The organism is Streptomyces sp., assembly GCF_019510245.1.
Taxonomy (GTDB): Bacteria; Actinomycetota; Actinomycetes; order Streptomycetales; family Streptomycetaceae; genus Streptomyces.
In genome coordinates this window covers 1-1,029 of the sequence record NZ_JAEKKT010000551.1, presented here as the reverse complement: position 1 = coordinate 1,029, position 1,029 = coordinate 1, and the positions used below count along the sequence as shown (strand labels likewise).

Here is a 1,029-nt window from a genome sequence, read left to right as displayed (position 1 = left end):
AAGCGGGTCGTGCTGGAGGCGAAGCGGCTGCTCGCCCACACGGACCTGCCGATCGGGCGGGTGGGGGCGGCGGTGGGGTTTCCCGACGCCGCGAACTTCTCCAAGTTCTTCCATCAGCACACCGACATGACGCCGGCGGCGTTCCGGACGGAACTTCTCTAGGAGTGCGCCGAATGGCCCGACTGCGAGACATCGTCTTCGACTGCGCCCGCCCCGCCGCCACGGCGCGGTTTTGGGCGGCCGCGCTGGACGGCTGTGCCGTCGCCCCGTACGACGACGAGGAGTTGGCCCGGCTGAGGGCCCTCGGGATCACCGACGTCGAGGACGACCCGACCGTGCTCGTCGAGTCCTCGCGGGGCGGGCCCCGGCTCTGGTTCCAGCTGGTGCCGGAGGGCAAGAGCTGCAAGAACCGGGTCCACCTGGACCTTTCCGTCACGGACAGGGAAGCGGAGGCCGAGCGGCTCGTCGGACTCGGCGCGACGGTCCGGGACCGGTACCCGGACCATCTGGTGCTGACCGATCCCGAGGGGAACGAGTTCTGTCTCATCGACGAGGGCTGACGGCATCTGCTGATGACATCCGCTGACGGCACCCGCTGATGACAGCCCGTCGAATCGCGCCCGCCCGGCGGCGACTTGACCCGCGCTTTGCTGTGCGTGACCTGTGCATGGGGTGATCTTTGCCCGGCGGAACCCACGGTTCGCCCGGCCTTCACGCGGACCCGGCCGAAGGCTCCTAGGGTTGCGGCGCCGCTCCCCCGAACGTCCGTCACCTCTGTCCGGAGGACAGTCATGGCCGCCGTCAAGGCACCGCAGCGCAACCGACGTTCCCTCTCCGCACTCGCCGGAGCCCTCGCCCTCACCGCCACCTCGATCGGCGTGTGGGCCGCAACGGCCTCCACCGCCGAGGCAGCCGCTCTCCCCACCCCCGACCACGTCGTGGTCGTGGTGCTGGAGAACCACGCCTACTCGCAGGTCATCGGCAGCTCCAGCGCCCCCTACCTCAACAACACCCTCAAGGCGGGTGGCG

At 70.1% G+C, this 1,029-nt stretch carries 2 protein-coding genes and 1 pseudogene; all 3 read left to right on the top strand.

Features of this window, described 5'->3' with window-relative positions; genetic code table 11:
• Positions 1–162 (top strand): helix-turn-helix domain-containing protein (locus JF597_RS55345; protein WP_294014881.1); only part of this gene is annotated, 162 nt, incomplete at its 5' end.
• Positions 163–173: 11 nt separating this feature from the next.
• Positions 174–560 carry a VOC family protein gene (locus tag JF597_RS55340; protein ID WP_294014878.1) on the top strand — a complete coding sequence of 129 codons (387 nt, stop codon included), beginning with the start codon at positions 174–176 and terminating at the stop codon, positions 558–560.
• A 231-nt stretch (positions 561–791) separates the two neighbouring features.
• Positions 792–1,029: pseudogene (locus tag JF597_RS55335) on the top strand (acid phosphatase); the annotation flags it as partial.

What these genes read in the sequence shown, in the direction of transcription:
- JF597_RS55340 (WP_294014878.1), top strand. Translation starts at nt 174, where the DNA reads ATGGCCCGACTGCGAGACATCGTCTTCGACTGCGCCCGCCCCGCCGCC.